Raw genomic sequence first — 19,820 nt, forward strand, 5'->3', positions numbered from 1 at the left:
TCGTCCTTTTCAAACGACGTCTTTCGCCAACTCACCTCGCTCACGCTCCGAAAAGCGCCATGAATGCACCGCACGACACGCCCATGAGTCCCCCGTTTCCGTCTCGCCTGCCGGATGTCGGCACGACGATTTTCACCGTGATGAGCGCGCTCGCCGCTGAAAAAGGCGCGGTGAACCTCGGCCAGGGCTTTCCCGACTTCGGCTGCGATCCCCGAATTGTGGACGCGGTCGCGAACGCCATGCGCGACGGTCACAATCAATATCCGCCGATGGCCGGCGCGGCGCCGCTGCGTCAGGCGATCTCGGACAAAATCGCGAACCTGTACGGCCGCCGCTACGACGCCACGCACGAAATCACCGTGACAGCGGGCGCCACACAAGCGTTGCTGACCGCGATTCTCTGCACCGTGCATCCGGGCGACGAAGTGATCGTGGTCGAGCCAACTTACGACAGCTACCTGCCGTCGATCGAACTGGCGGGCGGCAAGCCGGTATTCGTCACGCTCGACGCACCGGATTACGCGATTCCGTTCGACAAGCTCGCTGCCGCGATTACGCCGAAAACGCGGCTGCTGCTGATCAACACGCCGCACAATCCGACCGGCACGGTCTGGCGCGCCGAGGACATGCGCAAGCTCGAAGACATCGTGCGCGGCACCAACGTGCTGATTCTGTCTGACGAAGTGTATGAGCACATGGTGTACGACGGCGCACCGCACGAAAGCGTCGCGCGGTATCCAGAACTGGCGCAGCGCAGTTTCGTGGTGTCGAGCTTCGGCAAGACCTATCACGTGACGGGCTGGAAGGTGGGCTATGTGGCCGCGCCCGCCGCGCTGACCGCCGAATTCCGCAAGGTGCACCAGTTCAACGTGTTCACGGTCAACACGCCGATGCAGATCGGTCTTGCGCAATACATGCAGGATCCGGCACCGTATCTGGATCTGCCCGCGTTTTATCAGAAGAAGCGCGATTTTTTCCGCGCCGGTCTCGCGAATTCCCGCTTCAAGCTCCTACCTTGCACGGGCACGTACTTTCAGTGTGTCGATTATTCTGCGATCAGCGATTTGCCCGAAGCCGAATTCGCGCAATGGCTGACCGGCGAGATCGGCGTCGCGGCGATTCCGGTGTCGGCGTTCTATCACGAGGCGCATGAATCGGGCGTGGTGCGCTTCTGCTTTGCCAAGCAGGAAAGCACGCTGGCCACCGCGCTCGAACGGCTGGCGCGGCTCTAGGACGCCCCGCGCGATGCCGCGAACGAACCCACGTTCCCCGCCATCGCGCGTAGCGGCTAAGGCGTGTGCGGCATGCCTTAGCTCATCTCATCTGCCGTATCGCCCGTCAAGCCGGACGCGACGCCGCGATATACGCCTTGCGGTCTTCGGTCACGCGCCGCGCGGCCGGCCGGTCGTTGATCGCCTTCACGTAGCTTTTCCAGTCGATGCCGGCGTCGAGCAGAAAATCGCGGCCGTAGATCGTCTGCGTCGCCATGCCCACCAGCGGCAGGCTCACATAACCCGCCGTATCGGCGACGCTGAAGCGCTCGCCGCGCAAATAAGGGCCGAACTCCGCGATTCTTTTGAAGCCGGCGATGTGATGCGCGAGCAGCTTGTCGACGCGCCCCTTGGTCGCCTCGGTCACCGTGCCGCCGAAGAACGCTTCCTTGTACAAATTGCGCGCGGTCAGTTCGAGATGCACGTCGACGAACATGATCAACTCACGCTCCTTGGCCGCTTCCCATGGGTCGGCCGAGAAAATTGCCTTATCGGGAAAACGCGCGGCCAGATAGTCGACGATGCATTGCGACTCGCACAGATCGCCGTGCTCGGTCCGGATATAAGGTACCTTGCCGAGCGGCGAATGCTCGAGCACCGTCTCCTCCTGGCTCGGCAGCACGAACACTTCCTCGAACGGAATGCCGTGTTCGAGCAGCACGAACTTCACCTTGTTGTAGTAGTTGGACAGCGCGAAACCGCACAGCTTGATCATCGGGTGTCTCCTTCCTTCGGGTTGTTGAAACCGCTCGTCAGACTCAATGCGGCGGCCTTCGATCAATCATCCAGTAAATTGCACGATCGTGCTATTCTAAAATAACCATGGAGTCGAGCATCACAATGACCTCTCGCAATTACAGCATCGAGACTATCGGCATTGTCGGAACCGGCGCAATGGGCCGTGGTATTGCCCAGATCGCCGCGCTGGCGGGTCTCACCGTGCGTCTCTATGACACGAACCCCGCCGCGATCGGCGCCGCGCGCGACTACCTCGCCGATACGCTCGCCAGGCTGACCGCCAAAGGCAAGCTCGACCAGGCCCGCTCGCTTGCCGCGCTCGCCAACGTGAGCGGCGCGCGGGCCATTGGCGATCTGGCCGATTGCGATCTGGTCGTCGAGGCGATCGTCGAAAAGCTCGACGTGAAGCAGGCCCTCTTCCGCGAACTCGAAACGGTGGTGAGCGGCCGCTGCGTGCTGGCGTCGAACACATCGTCGCTGTCGATCACCGCGATCGCCGCGGGTTGCACCAATCCGTCGCGCGTGGCAGGTTACCACTTCTTCAATCCCGTGCCATTGATGAAGGTGGTCGAAGTGATCGACGGTCTGCGCAGCGATCCGGCGGCCGGCGACATGCTGATGGACCTCGCGCGCCGCATGGGCCACACGCCGGTGCGTGCGAAAGACATGCCCGGCTTCATCGTCAATCACGCCGGCCGCGGAATGAATACCGAAGGCCTGCGCGTGGCGGGCGAAGGCGTCGCGAGCTTTGCCGATATCGACCGCATCATGCGCGAGCAGGCCGGCTTCCGGCTCGGGCCGTTCGAACTGCTCGATCTGACCGCACTCGACGTGTCGCATCCGGTGATGGAATCGATCTATCACCAGTTCTATGAAGAACCACGTTTCACGCCTTCGCCGATCACCGGCACGCGGCTCGCGGGCGGCCTGATCGGCCGCAAGACGGGCGAAGGTTTTTACCGCTACGAAGACGGCAAGCAGCAAGTGCCGGCCGAAGGGCCCGCGCCGACCGAACTGCCTGAAAGCGTGTGGGTCAGCAAGCGTTATCCGCAAGCGCATGAAGCTGTCGTGCAACTGGTCGCCAACGCTGGCGTGACGCTCGACGAAGGCGCCACGCCCGCTGCCAATTCGCTGATCGTCGTCACGCCGTTCGGTCATGACGCGACCACCGCCGCCGTCGACGAAGCACTCGATGCGAGCCGCGTGATCGCGGTCGACACACTATTCCCGCTGGCCGGCGCGCAACGCCGCACGCTGATGACAACGCCCGCCACGACCCGCACCGCACGCGACACTGCGCATGCGCTGTTTGCCGCCGACGGCACTCCCGTCACGGTGATCCGTGACTCGACTGGATTCGTCGCGCAACGCGTGGTGGCAACGATCGTCAACATCGGCTGCGATATCGCGCAAAAGCAGATCGCCACGCCCGAAGACATCGATCTCGCCGTGACGCTCGGGCTCGGCTATCCACGCGGTCCGCTCGCACTCGGCGATGCGCTCGGCGCGAATACGATCCTGACGATTTTGCGCAATATCTTCAGCGTGCTTGGCGATCCGCGCTACCGGCCCTCGCCATGGCTCGCGCGGCGGGCGCAACTCGGTCTGTCGCTGACCCAACGCGACGCTGCCGATACTCAAACGGAGACACAACAATGAGCGCCGAACTGCTGACCTCGCGCCCGACCGAAAGCGAATCGACGCTGGTCCTTACGCTCTCGAATCCCGGCGCGCGCAACGCGCTACATCCGGACATGTATGCCGCGGGTATCGAAGCGCTCGATTCAGTAGAGCGCGATCCGTCGATCCGCGCAGTGGTGATCACCGGCGCGGACAACTTCTTCTGCGCCGGCGGCAATCTGAACCGCCTGCTGGAAAACCGTGCGAAAGATCCGTCGGTGCAGGCGGAAAGCATTGACCTGCTCGGCGAATGGATTTCCGCGCTGCGGCTGTCGTCGAAGCCGGTGATCGCGGCGGTCGAAGGCGCCGCGGCCGGCGCGGGCTTCTCGCTGGCGCTCGCGTGCGACCTGATCGTCGCCGCTGAAGACGCCAAATTCGTGATGTCGTACGCACGCGTCGGCCTGACGCCGGATGGCGGCGGTTCGTGGTTTCTCGCGCAAGCTTTGCCGCGTCAGCTGGCGACCGAAGTGCTGATCGAAGGCAAGCCGATCGGCGCCGCGCGTTTGCATGATCTCGGCGTCGTCAACAAACTGGCGAAGGCCGGCGCCGTGCGCGACACCGCTGTCACCTGGGCCGACGAGCTCGGCAAGATTTCGCCGAATTCGGTGGCGCGCATCAAGGGCTTGATCGGTGCAGCCGGCGCACAGCCGCTCGCCGACCATCTGGTTGCGGAGCGCGACAGCTTCGTCGCGTCGCTGCATCATCGCGACGGGCTCGAAGGGATTTCCGCGTTCCTCGAAAAACGTGCTCCGGTCTACAAGTGACAAGAGAGTGAATAAAGGGACCATGTCTGAATATCAACTCCCCAAGCGACGCCGCATCTTTCTGATGCGCCACGGCGACGTAACCTACTTCGACGACTCCGGCCGCGCGATCGATCCGGAGACCGTGCCGTTGAACGCCAGCGGCCGCGAGCAGGCAAGCGCGGCGGGCCGCGTGTTTGCCGCGCAGAACGTGCGTTTCGATCGCGTGATCGTCAGCGGTTTGCCGCGCACGGTCGAAACCGCGCAGCGCGTCCTGGCCGAAACGGGCCAACAGCTCGAACTCGAGATCGAGCCTGCGTGGCAGGAAATTCGCGGCGGCAAGCTGAGCAAGATTCCGCTGCAAGATATCGAGGCGGCATTTCTGGGTGTGTTCGACGGCATCGTGCCGGAAAGCACACGCTTTCTCGACGGCGAAACTATCGGCGCGCTGTTCGATCGCGTGCTGCCCGCAGTGGCGGCGTTGCGCGAGGACATGTCGTGGGACACCGTGCTGCTCGTGCTGCACGGCGGCGTGAATCGCGCGATTCTGTCGCATGCGCTCACCGCCGGCGGCCGCACTTTCTTCGGCCATCTGGCGCAGGCCACCGGCTGTATCAACGCTCTCGACATCGGCGCCGCGCCGCGCGACTGGGTGCTGCGCACGATCAACTATTCACCGCCGTCGCCGCTGCATCGCGACGTTCGCAATACGACGATGGAAATGCTCTACGCACAATTCATTCAATACAAGCGTAGCTGAAACCGAACTGGAGGAGACACATGGTGCAAGCCACACAGACTGGCGAACCAGAACACAAACCGGATTATTCGGCCTTCGAGGGCACGCGTCCGGTCAACGAGCGGCAACGCTTCGACAGCGATGCGCTCGCCGCGTGGCTGGCCCAGCATGTCGACGGATTTTCCGGGCCGCTCACGCTCGAGCAATTCGCCGGTGGTCAGTCGAATCCCACATTCAAACTGGTCACGCCGTCGCGTTCGTATGTCATGCGCGCCAAGCCCGGGCCAGCTGCAAAGCTGCTGCCGTCTGCACACGCCATCGAGCGCGAATACCGCGTGATGCATGCGCTAGCCGGCACCGACGTGCCGGTCGCGAAGATGCTCGCCCTGTGCGAGGACGAAAGCGTAATCGGCCGCGCATTTTATGTCATGGAGTTCGTCGAAGGCCGCGTGTTGTGGGATCAATCTTTGCCCGGCATCACGCCGCTTGAGCGCGCGGCCATCTACGACGAAATGAATCGCGTGATCGCCGCGCTGCATAGCGTCGATGTCGCGGCAGCCGGCCTTGCGGACTACGGCAAGCCGGGCAACTACTTCGCGCGCCAGATCGGCCGCTGGAGCAAACAGTACATCGCGTCCGAAACCGAACCGATCGACGCGATGCAGCGCCTGATCGAATGGCTGCCGCAGCATATGCCGGCCGAAACGAGCGAGCGCGCCTCGGTCGTGCATGGCGATTACCGGCTCGACAATCTGATCTTTCATCCGCACGAACCGCGCGTGCTCGCCGTGCTCGACTGGGAACTGTCGACGCTCGGCGATCCGCTCGCCGACTTCGCCTATCACTGCATGGCGTGGCATGTCGATCCGGCGCAATTTCGCGGCATTGCGGGTCTCGACTGGGCAGCGCTCGGCATTCCCGACGAAGCGCAGTATGTCGAGCGCTATTGCCAACGCACCGGCTTCGAGATTCACGGCGACTGGAATTTCTACCTGGCGTACAACATGTTCCGCATCGCCGCGATCCTGCAAGGGATCATGAAACGCGTCGTCGACGGCACCGCGGCCAGTGCGCAAGCACTCGACGCCGGCCGCCGCGCCAAGCCGATGGCGGAACTCGCCTGGCGCTACGCACAGAAGGTGAGCTAGCCGACCCGGCGTACCGAGTTGCGCTAACGATCAAACGTCATTCGTCATCCGCGAGGTCATACATGAATTTCGACTACACCCCGAAGGTTCAGGCGCTGCGCGAGAAACTGCTCGCCTTCTTCGACGAGCACATTTATCCGAACGAGCAGGCGTTCTACGCCGAGATCGCACGCAATCGCCAGAACGGCAACGCATGGGTGCCGACCGAGCTCATCGAGCAACTGAAACTGAAGGCGCGCGACGCCGGCTTGTGGAATCTGTTTCTGCCTGAATCCGTGCGCGGCGCCGGTCTGACGAATCTCGAATATGCGCCGCTGTGCGAGATCATGGGCCGCGTGCCCTGGGCGCCGGAAGTGTTCAACTGCAATGCGCCCGACACCGGCAACATGGAAACGATCGAGCGCTACGGCAGCGAAGACAACAAGCGCGAGTGGCTCGAGCCGCTGCTGCAAGGCCAGATCCGTTCGGCGTTTCTGATGACCGAGCCGGAAGTGGCGTCGTCGGATGCCACCAATATCCAGACGAGCATCGTGCGCGACGGCGACTCCTATGTGATCAACGGCCACAAGTGGTGGTCGTCCGGCGCGGGCGATCCGCGCTGCAAGATCTATATCGTGATGGGCAAGACCGATCCCGAAGCACCGCGCCATCAACAGCAGTCGATGATTCTGGTGCCGGCCGACGCCACCGGCATCACCGTGCACCGCCCTCTCAACGTGTTCGGCTACGACGACGCGCCGCACGGCCACATGGAAATCACGCTTCAGAACGTGCGCGTGCCGGCGACCAACATGCTGCTCGGCGAAGGACGCGGCTTTGAGATCGCGCAAGGCCGCCTCGGACCGGGACGGATTCACCACTGCATGCGCTTGATCGGGCTCGCCGAGCGCGCGCTCGAACTGATGGCGAAACGCTCACTGCAGCGCGTCGCGTTCGGCAAGCCGGTCGCAGCGCAAGGCGTCACGCAGGAGCGCATCGCCGAAGCGCGCTGCATGATCGAGCAGGCGCGCCTTCTGACACTGAAGACTGCGTACATGATGGACACGGTCGGCAACAAGGGCGCGCGCGGCGAGATCGCGATGATCAAGGTGGTCGCGCCGAACATGGCGTGTCAGGTGATCGACTGGGCGATCCAGGCGCACGGCGGCGGCGGGGTCAGCGATGATTTCCCGCTAGCCTATGCCTATGCGTCCGCTCGGACGCTGCGCTTCGCCGATGGTCCCGACGAAGTGCACCGCAACGCCATCGCGAAGCTTGAACTCGCGCGCTATATGGATGCGGGCGCAGCGGCTCGCGTGGAGACGCCGATTACGCGGGTTTGAAGTTGGATTCGAGGTTGGATTCGAGGTTGATTCCGGCGCCGCGTGCTCGAGTTTGCGCGCGGCGCCGTCGCCAGCAGCATCGTTCGATCTGTGCTCTAATTTTCGCCAGTTGCGGCGTCCTTTGCGGCGCCGCTTTCGCGAAACAAAGGAGCCGCGATGATCGACGTCTACAGCTGGGCAACCCCGAACGGCCACAAGGTTCACATCATGCTCGAGGAAACGGGCCTCGCGTACGCCGTGCACGGCGTGAACATTGGCGCCGGCGACCAGTTCGAACCCGAATTCCTCGCCATCAGCCCGAACAACAAGATTCCGGCGATCGTCGATTCCGACGGCCCGAAGAGCGCCGACGGCAAGCCGTTCGCGCTGTTCGAATCGGGGGCGATTCTGATCTACCTGGCTGAAAAAACCGGCAAGTTCCTGCCCTCCGACCCGGCTGCGCGCTACGCAACACTGCAATGGCTGATGTTCCAGATGGGCGGCCTGGGCCCGATGCTCGGGCAAACGCATCATTTCCGCATCTACGCGCCGGAGCCGATCGAATACGCGATCAATCGCTACACGAACGAGACGCGGCGCCTATACGGCGTAATGGACACACAACTCGGCAAGACGCGATATCTCGCCGGCAACGACTACACGATCGCCGATATCGCTGCATTTCCCTGGACACGCTCGTGGCAGAACCAGGGCGTCGAACTGGATGCGTTTCCGAACGTGAAGCGCTGGCATGAGGAAATCGCCGCACGTCCTGCGGTGGTGCGTGGCGTCGACGTGCTGGCGTCGGCCCGCAAGTCGCTCATGGACGACAAGGCCAAAGAGATGCTGTTCGGCGCGACGCAATACGCGAAGCATTGATGCGATTGCGGTAGCAGCGGCAAAAAGAAGCGCGAGCCGGCATTCATGCCGCTCGCGCTTTATTGTCCAGCTCGCACGCGCTGAATCGCTAGAAGTAGTGCCGCGTGATGAACTCCGCGACACACACCGGCCGCTCACTGCCCTGCCGCTCGAGCGTCACATTCCACGCGACCTGAACGCCTGCATTGTCGACATCTTCGACGGACTCCACCGCGAACCTGGCACGCAGTTGCGAGCCCACCGGCACCGGCGACGTGAACCGCACGCGGTTCAATCCGTAATTGACGCCCATGCGCTGCTTGAGCGCCACCGTCTTTCCCAGCAGCGCCGGAATCAGCGACAACGTCATGAAGCCATGCGCGACCGTGCCGCCGAAGGGCGACTCACGCCGCGCCCGCTCTGGGTCGACGTGAATCCATTGGTGATCGCCGGTAGCCTCGGCGAAACGATCGACGCTTGGCTGATCGACCGTTAGCCACCCGCTCACGAGCGGTTGCGCGCCTACCAGCACACGCAACGCCTGTGCATCGTCGAACGTAGCGGCAGGCGCCGCGCTGCCCGTCATGACTCGGCTCCCGGAAGACGCAACCCGAACAGCCCCTTCGAGCGCACGATAATCACCGTTTCGCCATGCTGATTGATGCCTTCCCACTGCGTCGACACGATGCCGCGATCCGGCTTGCTCGCCGAGACACGCTTGTCGAGCACGGCGTTCGTCATCGTGATCGTGTCGCCGACGCGTACCGGTTTCAACCAGCGAATCTCGTCGATCCCGGGCGAACCCATCGACGTGGAGCCGGCGATCGTGTTGCGCACCAGCATGCCCATCATGACCGAACAGGTGTGCCAGCCGCTTGCGATCAGCCCGCGGAACGGCGACTCGGCGGCTGCCGCATCGTCGACGTGAAACGGCTGGGGATCGAACTGCTCCGCAAACGCAACGATTTCTTCACGCGTGAACGTATGCTTGCCGATTTCGGTAGTCGTACCGACCACCATGTCCTCAAAACTCAAACCCATCGTCGCACCTCTTATTTGTTCGACCCAACTGGCCATTCAGGCTTCGGCGGCGGCAAACCCCGGCAACGCAGCGAAACGCGCGAGATGGTGATCGACATCGCCCAAGGTTGTCTCGATGATAGCAAGGCGTTTGAACAGATGCGCCGCCGCCACTTCGTTCGTGACGCCCATGCCGCCGTGCAACTGCACCGCCTGCTGGCCGACGAAACGCGCGGCCTGGCCGACCCGCACCTTCGCAGCCGACACAGCGCGACGGCGCTCGTCCGCGTCTTTGCTGCTGTAGCGCACGGCTGCCAGATAAGTCACCGAACGAGCCTGCTCAGCGTGAATCAGCATCTCGACCATGCGATGCTGCAACGCCTGAAACCGCGCAATCGGCTGGCCGAACTGCTGGCGCGTCCTGGTGTATTCGACCGTGGCGTGGTTCAGTGCGTCGAGCGCGCCAACCGCCTCTGCGCACAGCAGTACCGTGCCGTAATCGGCGATGTGCTCAAGCGTCGCTGCGCCGGCGTGTTTGCCGGCGAGCCGGCGTGCCGGTGTACCCTGGAACTCGAGGGTGGCGGCACGTTGACCGTCGATCGTGCGATAGTCGGTTACTTTGACGCCGGCCGCATCGCGCGCAACGACGAAGAGCGCGATCTCGCCGTTCAGCCGGGCGGGCACGATCCAGTAGTCAGCTTGCGCGCCATGCAGCACAACCGACTTCGTGCCGCTCAACGTCTGCTGCTCGCCTTGCCCGCTCGCGGTGGTCTGAACCTCGAACAGATCGTAACGGGCGCGCGGTTCGTGAAATGCCACCGCCAGCTTGATCTCGCCCTGCGCCGCGCGCTCGAGCAGCGATGCATCCTCGCCCTGCGCCGTGCCAGCCAGCCGCAATGCTTCAATACCCACGGCGCTCGCCCAATACGGCTCGACCACCAACGCGCGCCCTAACTCCTGCATGACTACCAGCATGTCGATCGGGCTGCCATTGAAGCCGCCATGCGCTTCCGGCACCGGCAACGCAGTCAGGCCGAGTTCCGTGAAGGCTGACCAATGTGCATCCGACACGCCGGATTCCGATTGCACGATCGCCTGGCGCGCTTCGAACCCGTAGCTCTTGTTCAGATAGCGGCGCAGTGCGTCCGCGAATTGCTGCTGTTCGTCGTTGAAAGTGAAGTCCATGCGCCGCTCCTCAAAGTCCGAGAATCATCTGCGCGATGATGTTCTTTTGAATTTCGTTCGAACCGCCGTATATCGACGTCTTGCGGAAGTTGAAGTAATACGCGGCCAGCGGCGCGGCGTCATCGTCACCGGCTACGCTGTGTTCGCGTTCGCCTTCGAGGAACGGCACATCGAACGGTGCGGCGAGCGGCCCGATCGCCTCGAACATCAATTCGGTCAGACCTTGCTGCACTTCCGTGCCCTTGATCTTGAGCATCGATGCCTCCGGTCCCGGCCCGCGTCCGCCCGTTTCATTGGCGACGACGCGTTGCACGGTGACTTCGAGCGCCATCAGCTCGATCTCCAGACTCGCGACTTTCGCAGCGAACACGGGGTCATGCAGAAGCGGCTTGCCGTTCTTCTTCTGGTCGAGCGCGAGGCGCTTCAGGAATACGAGCTCGCGCTTGGACTGGCCGACGCGGGCAATGCCGGTGCGCTCGTGCCCGAGCAGATACTTCGCGTAGGTCCAGCCGCGGTTCTCTTCACCCACCAGATTTTCGACCGGCACCTTCACGTCTTCGAAAAAGACTTCGTTGACTTCGTGATCTTCGTCGAGCGTGATGATCGGGCGCACGGTGATGCCCGGCGTTTTCATGTCGATCAGCAGGAACGAGATGCCCTCCTGCTTCTTCGCGCCGCTATCAGTGCGCACGAGGCAGAACATCATGTCGGCGTACTGGCCGAGCGTGGTCCAGGTTTTCTGGCCGTTGACGACGTAGTGATCGCCGACGCGTTCGGCGCGCGTGCGCAGCGACGCCAGATCGGAACCGGAACCCGGCTCCGAATAGCCTTGGCACCACCAGTCCGTACCATCGAGAATGCGTGGCAAATAGCGGTGCTTCTGCGCTGCGTTGCCGTACTTCATCAGCACGGGCGCCACCATCGAAACGCCGAACGGCAACACGGACGGCGCGCCGATACGTGCGCACTCTTCGTCCCAGATGTGCCGTTGCGTCGCGTCCCAGCCCGGGCCACCGTATTCTTTCGGCCAGCCGACCACCGACCAGCCGCGCGCGCCGAGCAGTGTGTGCCAGCTTGCGAAGTCGTCGCGATTCAGACGTTTGTGGTTGAGTACTTTGTCGCTCAGCTCGCGAGGCAGATTCGCTTCGAGCCAGGCGCGGATGTCGGCGCGGAACGCGTCGTCAGCGGGGGAATAATCCAGATTCATGCGTAGTGTCTCCTGGCCGCAACCGCCCGCTGCCAGCGAACCACCGCGCTATTGCAGCGGTTCCTTCAGTGCAGCCGGGACTGGCAGCGGCATCACTTCGATGCCTTCTTCGACCAAGGCTCTCGCGTCTTCCGGTGTCGTAACACCGCGAATATTGCGTGCAGGCGCTTCGTTGTAGTGAATGCGCCGTGCTTCCTCGGCGAAGCGGTCGCCCACGTTCTCGGTCTTTTCCAGTACCTCGCGCAGTGCGCGCATGACACGCGCCTGCATTTCCCCTGCGCCCGCCGCTGGGACTTTCGTGTCAGTCGCGCCCGATAAATTCAGCCGGGGCGCCGACGGCAAACGGCTCACTTCGTTCGCACCGCAGATCGGACATTCGACGAGCTTGCGGGACTGCTGCGATTCGAAGTCATCAGCCGAAGCAAACCAGCCTTCGAACCGATGGCCATGCGGACACTGTAAATCGAGGACCTTCATGTGGAATCAGGGCTTGCGTGCCAGTTTAGCGCAAAATGAAAATTTGTGAACGATCGTTCGCAATTTTTTACGGAAGGCGCATTAACGCCAGACGTCACCAAAAAATCGAACGTGTAAGCGATTTTAACCCTTTGCACAGCGGGCTGCCGAAGGTCGTCTCAGCAGCAAATGGCCAATGACGGTGCCGGTGGATATGCGCTCGCACCTTACCCCCGGTTGACCCACGCCAATCGTTACGTCATCGCACTCAGACCTCGATGCATCGCGTCGCACAGGTTAGATACCGTCCCCCGCAAACAGCAAAGCCCCTGTCGGTCACGGACTAACAGGGGCTTTTATGGACTCTCCAGAACGGCCGCGACGCGCACCTATCTCCTATCCGCCAGACTAGCCCGGTTGACCGCCGAGCGCGCTATCGTGGCTCCGCAGTCGGCCACGCACCCGACAAAACCTTGTCCAGCCAGAACGTGCCGATGATCGTTTTTACGTCAGTGATCTTGCCGGTGCGCACCCATTCAGACACGTCGGCAACGCTGGCCGTGAACAGCTCGAGGAACTCGCCGTCGTCGAGTTTGCGCTCGCCGGCGGTCAAACCGCGTGCGAGGTAGATATCGATGAATTCGGTCGAATAAGAAATGATCGGATGAACGCGCGTCAGATAGACGTATTCGCGCGCGGTGTAGCCGGTTTCTTCCCGTAACTCACGCTTTGCGCATGCCAGCGCGCCTTCGTTCGGATCGAGCTTGCCCGCTGGGTACTCCACCATGACCTTGCCCATCGGATAGCGGTACTGGCTTTCCATCAGCACGCGGCCGTCGTCGAACAGCGGAATCACCATCACGGCGCCCGGATGCTGAACGTACTCGCGGGTTGCGTGCTTGCCGTCCGGCAAGCGGACGGTATCGCACTTCAGTGTGATAAACGGCCCTTGATAGACCGTTTTGCTCTCGAGACAGGTCTCAGTCAGTGCGGCATCGTGATCGGGAAGTTCAGCCATTTGCGGACCTCAGGACAACTTGGTGCGCGACGGCGAGACGCCGTCAGCGGCGTTTGACGAGATACTGGAAGGTGAAGCCGGGAAACGCGAACACGACGAACAGCGCAAACGTGATCGCATAGAACTGCCACCCTTGTTCGAAGCGGTTGCCGGCACGCGCTTCAAGCAGAAAACCGAGCGCGCCGACCACGAAATACAGCACGATCAGTTCGGCAATCCGGATCCACGCGCTCTTCTTCGCCGCTTTCAACGGCACGGCGGCGAAGAGGCGCTGATTCAGGAACGGCAGGTTGGCGCCGACCAGCGCCAACAACACGATAAACCAACCCGCAGCCGACATCAGAGCAGCAGCGTGTGCTGGATTGCCTGCAGGCAGGCCTTCAACAGCGGATCCGGCACGATGCCGAGCACCAGCACGGCAACACCGTTGAGCGCGAGCAATGCACGCGTGCTGGTGTCGGCGAGGATCGGCGACTTGTCTTGCGGCTCGTCGAAGTACATCAGCTTGACGATACGCAAGTAGTAGAACGCGCCGAACAGCGACGTGATCACGGCCAGCACGGTCAGCCACGTCAACCCGGCGTTCATGGTTGCCTGCAGCACGGCGAGCTTCGCATAGAAACCGACCGCGGGCGGGATACCGGCGAGCGAAAACATCATCACCATCATCACGAACGCGAACACCGGGCTGCGCTGGTTCAGGCCCTTGAAGTCGTCGAGCGTATCGGCTTCGAAATCGCGGCGCGCCAGCAGCATGATGATGCCGAAGGTGCCCAGCGTCGTGATCAGGTAGACGATGCTGTAGTACATGGCCGAACCGTATGCGTTGGCCGCGCCAGTGGTCTTCTGATCCACCACGCCTGCCAGCAGCCCCAGCAGGACGAAGCCCATGTTCGAGATCGCCGAGTACGCGAGCATGCGCTTCACGTTGCGTTGCACGATACCGGTGATGTTGCCGACGATCAGCGACAGCGCGGCGAGAATCGCCAGCATTTGCTGCCATTCGACAGCCAGCGGCAGCAGACCCATCACGAGGAAGCGCAGGCCCCACGCGAAAGCGGCGACCTTCGGACCGCCACCGACCAGCAGAGTCATCGCCGTCGGCGCGCCCTGATACACGTCGGGCACCCACATGTGGAACGGCACCGCACCCATCTTGAACGCCACGCCCGCCACGATGAAGATCACGCCGAACAGCAGCACGCTCGGATCGTAATGGCTCGTGCCGATGGCCTTGAACACTTCGTTCAGGTCGAGCGAGCCGGTCGCGCCGTACAGCATCGAGATGCCGTACAGCAGGAAACCCGAAGCCAGCGCGCCGAGCACGTAGTACTTCATTGCAGCTTCGTTCGACGGCGCCGCGTCACGACGCAGTGCAATCGCGCCATACAGCGACAGCGACATCAGTTCCAGACCGAGGTACAGCGTCAGGAAGTTGTTGCCGGAGATCATCACCAGCTGGCCGAGCAGCGAAAACATGCCCAGCAGGAAGAAGTCGCCACGGAACAGACCGCGGTCTTCGAGGTACTTGCGCGAGTAAACGATCGACACGGTATAGCCGAGCGTCACCACCGCTTTCATCACATTGGCAAACGAATCCACCACGTACATGTGACCGAAGAAGTAGTGCACTTGCGGGTCGAACGCGTTCATTGCGAACCAGACGCCGGCCACGAGCGTCGATAAGAACGCGATGAAATACGTGGTGCGGCGACCGGCCTGGCCGACGAACGTGTCGTTGAGCCACGCGACGACAACGGCGAGCATCACCAGTGCGTCGGGCAACAGAGCTGTCATAGGGGCGTTTTGCATGATCTTTAAGTTCCTCCGCTCTGCATTACTGTGTCAACGGCAGCTTCGATTGCGCGACGTGGGAGAGGAGGTTTTCCACGGATACGTGCATCACATCGGTAAAGGGCTTCGGATACAGGCCCATGAACAGCGTCAGTGCGGCTAGCACTGCCAGCATGAAAAATTCGCGACGGTCGATGTCGACGAGGCTCTTCACGTGATCATTGGCGACCGCGCCGAAGTACACGCGCTTGTACATCCACAGCGTGTAGGCCGCGCCGAGAATCAGCGTGACTGCCGCACCGCCTGCAATCCAGAAGTTGTACTGGACTGCCGCCAGAATCACCATGAACTCGCCGACGAAACCGGAAGTACCCGGCAAGCCACAGTTCGCCATCGAGAACAGCATCACGAACGCCGCGAACTTCGGCATCATGTTGACGACGCCGCCGTAATCGGCGATCTGGCGCGAGTGCATACGGTCGTAAAGCACGCCGATACTCAGGAACATCGCGCCCGACACGAAACCGTGCGAAATCATCTGCACGATCGCGCCTTCCACGCCGAGCTGGTTGAAGATGAAGAAACCGAGCGTCACAAAACCCATGTGCGCGATCGACGAATACGCGACCAGCTTCTTCATGTCGGACTGGACCATCGCAACCAGGCCGATGTAAATCACAGCGATCAGCGACAGCGTGACGACGACCGGCGCAAGAAAGTGGCTCGCGTCCGGCGTGATCGGCAGCGAGAAGCGCAGGAAACCGTACGCGCCCAGCTTCAGCATGATCGCGGCCAGCACGACCGAGCCGCCGGTCGGCGCTTCCACGTGGGCGTCAGGCAACCACGTGTGCACCGGCCACATCGGCACCTTCACGGCAAAGGCCAGGAAGAACGCTATGAATAGCAACACCTGCGGCGTCATGGCGATCTGCGCGTTCTGCCACGTCGCCAGATCGAACGTGCCGGTCTGGATGTACAGATACAGCAGCGCGACCAGCATCAGCAGCGAGCCCATCAGCGTGTACAGGAAGAACTTGAACGCCGCGTACACGCGGTTCGCCCCACCCCACACGCCGATGATGATGTACATCGGAATCAGCGTCGCTTCGAAGAACACGTAGAACAGCATGCCGTCCGCTGCGCTGAACACGCCGACCATGATGCCGGACAGGATCAGGAACGAAGCAAGGTACTGCGCGACATTCTTCGTAATGACTTCCCACGCGGCAATCACGACGATCACCGTGATCACTGCGGTCAACACGACGAACCACATCGAGATGCCGTCGACACCCAGGTGATACGTAATGTTGAAGCGCTCGATCCAGTTCGCCTTTTCAACGAACTGCAACTCGGCGCTGCTCGAATCAAAACCGGTAATCAGCGGGATCGTCACGATGAAGCTGGCGACCGAGCCGATCAGTGCAATCCAGCGCGCCGGAGCCGGGTTCCGGTCGGAACCGATAGCCAGGACCAGGAGACCGACGAGAATCGGCAACCAGATCGCAATACTGAGAATCGGATAAGCGTGCATTAGTGTCCCTCGCCTTATTTGCCGCCGAGCGTTACAAACAGGGTCAGGAGCCCCAACATGCCGATAATCATGGCGAACGCGTAGTGATAGATGTAGCCGGATTGGAGGAAGCGGATCACGCCGGCAAACCAGCCGATAAAGCGCGCGCTGCCGTTGACGATACCGTCGATGACCACAACGTCACCTTCCTTCCAGAGACCACGGCCGATCGCCACGGCGCCCCTCGCGAACACGACTTCGTTGATCTTGTCCATGTAGTACTTGTTGTCGAGCAGCGTGTAGATCGGGCCGAACGCGCGCTTGATGACAGCCGGCAGATCAGGACGGACCAGATACAGGAACCATGCGACCACTACACCCGCGAGCGCCAGCCACACCGGCAGGCCGGCAACCGCGTGCAGGCCCATCTGGCTCCAGTTGACGAACTCATGGCTCATCTCTTCCAGTGCCGGATGGTTTTCGCCGATGAAGATCACCTTCTCGAACGCGACACCGTGTTGGAAGAAGTCGCCGAACAGCAACGGACCGATAGCGATCGCACCGATGACCACCGACGGAATCGCCAGCAGCACCAGCGGCACCCACACTACCCACGGGGTTTCGTGCGGCTCGTGCGCATGGTCGTCGTGACCATGGCCGTGTGCGTCGTGGCCGTGACCATGCGCTGCGGCTTCCGCGCCCATCGGCGATTCCGGATGTTTCGGATCGCGGAAGCGCTCCTTGCCGTGGAACACCATGAAGTACATACGGAACGAATACAGCGCAGTAACGAACACGCTCGCCACCACCGCGAAGTACGCGAAACCTGAACCCGGCAGATGGGACAGCTTCACCGCGTCGATGATCGAGTCTTTCGAATAGAAGCCCGCGAAGAACGGCGTACCGATCAGCGCCAGCGAACCGACCAGCGACGTGATCCACGTGATCGGCATGTACTTGCGCAGACCGCCCATGTTGCGCATGTCCTGATCGTGGTGCATGCCGATGATCACGGAACCCGCGCCGAGGAACAGCAGCGCCTTGAAGAACGCGTGCGTCATCAGGTGGAAGATGGCGACCGGATAAGCCGATACGCCGAGCGCAACCGTCATGTAACCGAGCTGCGACAGCGTCGAGTACGCGACCACGCGCTTGATGTCGTTCTGGACGATCCCGAGGAAGCCCATGAACAACGCCGTAATCGCGCCGATCACCGTGATGAACGACAGCGCGCTCTCCGACAGCTCGAACAGCGGCGACATGCGCGCGACCATGAAGATACCGGCCGTCACCATGGTTGCCGCGTGAATCAGCGCGGAGATCGGCGTCGGGCCTTCCATCGAATCCGGCAGCCAGACGTGCAGCGGGAACTGCGCCGACTTACCCATCGCGCCGATGAACAGGCAAATGCAGGCGACCGTCAGCAGGCCCCAGTCCGTGCCCGGGAAGCTCAATGCCGCGAGTTCGGTGCGCTTCGCGAACACGTCGCCGTAGTTCATCGAACCGGCAAACGCGAACAGCAGGCCGATGCCGAGCAGGAACCCGAAGTCGCCGACGCGGTTCACGAGGAACGCCTTCATGTTCGCGTAGATCGCGCTCTCACGGGTGAAGTAGAAGCCGATCAGCAGGTACGACACCAGACCCACCGCTTCCCAGCCGAAGAACAGCTGCAGGAAGTTGTTGCTCATCACGAGCATCAGCATCGAGAACGTGAACAGCGCGATGTACGAGAAGAAGCGCTGGTAGCCGTCGTCGTCGGCCATGTAGCCGATCGTGTAGATGTGCACCATCAGCGACACGAAGGTCACCACGCACATCATCATCGCCGTCAGCGAGTCGACCAGGAAGCCGACCTCGAACTTGGTCTTGCCGATCATCATCCATTCATAGACGGTCGCATTGAAGCTCGCGCCGTTCAGCACATCGAAAAACACGATGGCCGACAGGATGAAGGAGATCGCGACGCCGAGGATCGTTACCGAGTGCGCACCGGCTCGCCCTACCGCTTTCCCGAACAGCCCCGCAATCAGGGAGCCGGCCAGCGGTGCCAGCGGGATCGCCAGCAGCAGGTTTTCATTGAGTGTCGTTGACATAACAGCTTTACCTGAAATTAACCTTTGAGCTGATCGAGATCCTCGACATTGATCGTGTCGAGGCTACGGAACAGGGTCACCAGAATTGCGAGGCCGATCGCCGATTCCGCTGCCGCAACCGTCAGCACGAAGAAGACGAAGATCTGCCCATGCACGTCGCCGAGGTAATGCGAGAACGCGACGAAATTGGTGTTCACCGCCAGCAGCATCAGTTCGATCGCCATCAGGATGATGATGACGTTGCGACGGTTCAGGAAAATGCCAACGACGCTAATCGCAAACAGGATTGCGCCAAGGACGAGGTAGTGAGCTAGGGTCATGATTTTATCTCCTGTCTGCTCAGCCGTTCTTGCCGGCCGCAGAGTCGGCCGCTGCTGCGGCTTCTTCCGCCGCGAGAGTCGCCGCGGTTTTTTCCGATGCCATCTTCACGACGCGCACGCGATCCTGAGCACGCACCTTGACCTGCTCGCTGACGTTCTGGCGCTTGCTGTCTTTCTTATGACTCGTGGTCAGCGCGATCGCCGCGATGATCGCGACCAGCAGCACGAGGCCGGCCACTTCGAACGCGAAGATGTAGTCGGTGTAGATGATCTTGCCGATGATGCGCGTATTCGACCAGCCGGCCATTCCGTTGGCCGCAGCCGTGGTGTCGCGCAGCGCCGTCGCGGTCGCGCCGTAGCCGTGCCACAGGATCAGCGCGGTCTCGATCACGATGATCGCGCCCACCAGGGTCGCCATCGGCACGAAGCGTTTGAAGTCGCGCCGCAGCACGTCGATATTGATGTCCAGCATCATCACGACGAACAGGAACAGCACCATTACCGCGCCGACGTAGACCAGCACCAGCAGGATCGCGAGGAACTCGGCCTGCAGCAGCATCCAGATCGCCGCCGCGTTGAAGAACGCCAGCACCAGAAACAGTGCGGACGACACCGGGTTGCGCGAGGTGATCACCTTCAGCCCTGATACAACCAGGAGCAGCGCGAAGATGTAGAACAGTACGGTCGTGAATTCCATGATTACCGGTTCATCGTTAGGCCATTGTCAGGCATTGTT

The 19,820-nt window shown here is 61.8% G+C and carries 20 protein-coding genes; 7 read left to right on the plus strand and 13 right to left on the minus strand.

Translation table 11 applies throughout. From position 1 onward, the window contains the following. Positions 1-59 precede the first annotated feature (59 nt). Entirely contained in the window at positions 60-1,232 is a 1,173-nt protein-coding gene (locus AC07WT_RS14855) for a pyridoxal phosphate-dependent aminotransferase (protein ID WP_492595100.1), read from the plus strand. A 106-nt stretch (positions 1,233-1,338) separates the two neighbouring features. Here AC07WT_RS14855 and AC07WT_RS14860 read toward each other — a convergent pair whose 3' ends face one another. After that, positions 1,339-1,986 carry a glutathione S-transferase family protein gene (locus AC07WT_RS14860; RefSeq protein WP_494947586.1) on the minus strand — a complete coding sequence of 216 codons (648 nt, stop codon included), beginning with the start codon at positions 1,984-1,986 and terminating at the stop codon, positions 1,339-1,341. Positions 1,987-2,111: 125 nt separating this feature from the next. On the opposite strand from AC07WT_RS14860, the gene AC07WT_RS14865 reads away from it, so the two are divergent. The 6 genes from AC07WT_RS14865 (at position 2,112) to AC07WT_RS14890 (ending at position 8,499) form a co-directional block, all read left to right on the plus strand. Next, a complete protein-coding gene (locus tag AC07WT_RS14865) occupies positions 2,112-3,668 on the plus strand; it encodes a 3-hydroxyacyl-CoA dehydrogenase (protein WP_494947587.1) in 1,557 nt (518 codons plus the stop codon). Beyond that, entirely contained in the window at positions 3,665-4,453 is a 789-nt protein-coding gene (locus AC07WT_RS14870) for an oxepin-CoA hydrolase, alternative type (protein ID WP_494947588.1), read from the plus strand. The genes AC07WT_RS14865 and AC07WT_RS14870 overlap by 4 nt, the downstream gene beginning before the upstream one ends. 22 nt (positions 4,454-4,475) lie before the next feature. Further along, positions 4,476-5,192: a histidine phosphatase family protein gene (locus AC07WT_RS14875; protein ID WP_494947589.1), complete on the plus strand. Its 717-nt coding sequence runs from the start codon at positions 4,476-4,478 to the stop codon at positions 5,190-5,192. A 20-nt stretch (positions 5,193-5,212) separates the two neighbouring features. Continuing rightward, positions 5,213-6,319, plus strand: coding sequence for a phosphotransferase (locus AC07WT_RS14880; protein WP_494947590.1), 1,107 nt, complete (start codon positions 5,213-5,215; stop codon positions 6,317-6,319). Positions 6,320-6,381: 62 nt separating this feature from the next. Beyond that, entirely contained in the window at positions 6,382-7,641 is a 1,260-nt protein-coding gene (locus AC07WT_RS14885; RefSeq protein WP_492595094.1) for an acyl-CoA dehydrogenase family protein, read from the plus strand. A 156-nt stretch (positions 7,642-7,797) separates the two neighbouring features. After that, on the plus strand, positions 7,798-8,499 hold the full coding sequence (locus tag AC07WT_RS14890) for a glutathione binding-like protein (RefSeq protein ID WP_494947591.1): 702 nt from the start codon (positions 7,798-7,800) through the stop codon (positions 8,497-8,499). An 88-nt stretch (positions 8,500-8,587) separates the two neighbouring features. Here the strand turns inward: AC07WT_RS14890 and AC07WT_RS14895 are convergent, their stop codons facing one another. The 12 genes from AC07WT_RS14895 to AC07WT_RS14950 all read right to left on the minus strand — a co-directional run bounded on the left by AC07WT_RS14895 (position 8,588) and on the right by AC07WT_RS14950 (position 19,781). Further along, a complete protein-coding gene (locus tag AC07WT_RS14895; RefSeq protein ID WP_494947592.1) occupies positions 8,588-9,064 on the minus strand; it encodes a MaoC family dehydratase in 477 nt (158 codons plus the stop codon). Then, positions 9,061-9,519, minus strand: a complete 459-nt coding sequence (locus AC07WT_RS14900) for a MaoC family dehydratase (RefSeq protein ID WP_492595091.1) — start codon at positions 9,517-9,519, stop codon at positions 9,061-9,063. Before AC07WT_RS14900 ends, AC07WT_RS14895 begins: the two co-directional genes overlap by 4 nt. 36 nt (positions 9,520-9,555) lie before the next feature. Continuing rightward, positions 9,556-10,683, minus strand: a complete 1,128-nt coding sequence (locus AC07WT_RS14905) for an acyl-CoA dehydrogenase family protein (RefSeq protein WP_494947593.1) — start codon at positions 10,681-10,683, stop codon at positions 9,556-9,558. Positions 10,684-10,693: 10 nt separating this feature from the next. Next, a complete protein-coding gene (locus AC07WT_RS14910; RefSeq protein WP_494947594.1) occupies positions 10,694-11,890 on the minus strand; it encodes an acyl-CoA dehydrogenase family protein in 1,197 nt (398 codons plus the stop codon). Between the two features lie 48 nt (positions 11,891-11,938). Next, on the minus strand, positions 11,939-12,367 hold the full coding sequence (locus tag AC07WT_RS14915) for a DUF1178 family protein (RefSeq protein WP_492595088.1): 429 nt from the start codon (positions 12,365-12,367) through the stop codon (positions 11,939-11,941). A gap of 412 nt (positions 12,368-12,779) precedes the next feature. Further along, entirely contained in the window at positions 12,780-13,364 is a 585-nt protein-coding gene (locus AC07WT_RS14920; RefSeq protein ID WP_494947595.1) for an NUDIX domain-containing protein, read from the minus strand. Between the two features lie 43 nt (positions 13,365-13,407). Beyond that, on the minus strand, positions 13,408-13,704 hold the full coding sequence (locus AC07WT_RS14925; RefSeq protein WP_007175603.1) for a DUF2818 family protein: 297 nt from the start codon (positions 13,702-13,704) through the stop codon (positions 13,408-13,410). Then, positions 13,704-15,176: an NADH-quinone oxidoreductase subunit NuoN gene (gene nuoN / locus AC07WT_RS14930; protein ID WP_492595086.1), complete on the minus strand. Its 1,473-nt coding sequence runs from the start codon at positions 15,174-15,176 to the stop codon at positions 13,704-13,706. The genes AC07WT_RS14925 and nuoN overlap by 1 nt, the downstream gene beginning before the upstream one ends. A 25-nt stretch (positions 15,177-15,201) precedes the next feature. Continuing rightward, positions 15,202-16,692 carry an NADH-quinone oxidoreductase subunit M gene (locus AC07WT_RS14935; protein WP_492595085.1) on the minus strand — a complete coding sequence of 497 codons (1,491 nt, stop codon included), beginning with the start codon at positions 16,690-16,692 and terminating at the stop codon, positions 15,202-15,204. A 14-nt stretch (positions 16,693-16,706) separates the two neighbouring features. Next, positions 16,707-18,764 carry an NADH-quinone oxidoreductase subunit L gene (gene nuoL / locus AC07WT_RS14940; protein WP_492595084.1) on the minus strand — a complete coding sequence of 686 codons (2,058 nt, stop codon included), beginning with the start codon at positions 18,762-18,764 and terminating at the stop codon, positions 16,707-16,709. A gap of 17 nt (positions 18,765-18,781) precedes the next feature. Beyond that, the gene (nuoK, locus tag AC07WT_RS14945; RefSeq protein WP_115102602.1) at positions 18,782-19,087 is read right to left on the minus strand and encodes an NADH-quinone oxidoreductase subunit NuoK; all 306 of its coding nucleotides are present in this window, start codon (positions 19,085-19,087) and stop codon (positions 18,782-18,784) included. Between the two features lie 16 nt (positions 19,088-19,103). Beyond that, entirely contained in the window at positions 19,104-19,781 is a 678-nt protein-coding gene (locus AC07WT_RS14950) for an NADH-quinone oxidoreductase subunit J (protein WP_492595083.1), read from the minus strand. Between the last annotated feature and the right edge of the window lie 39 nt (positions 19,782-19,820).

This window comes from Paraburkholderia sp. GW821-FHT02A12, assembly GCF_059422005.1.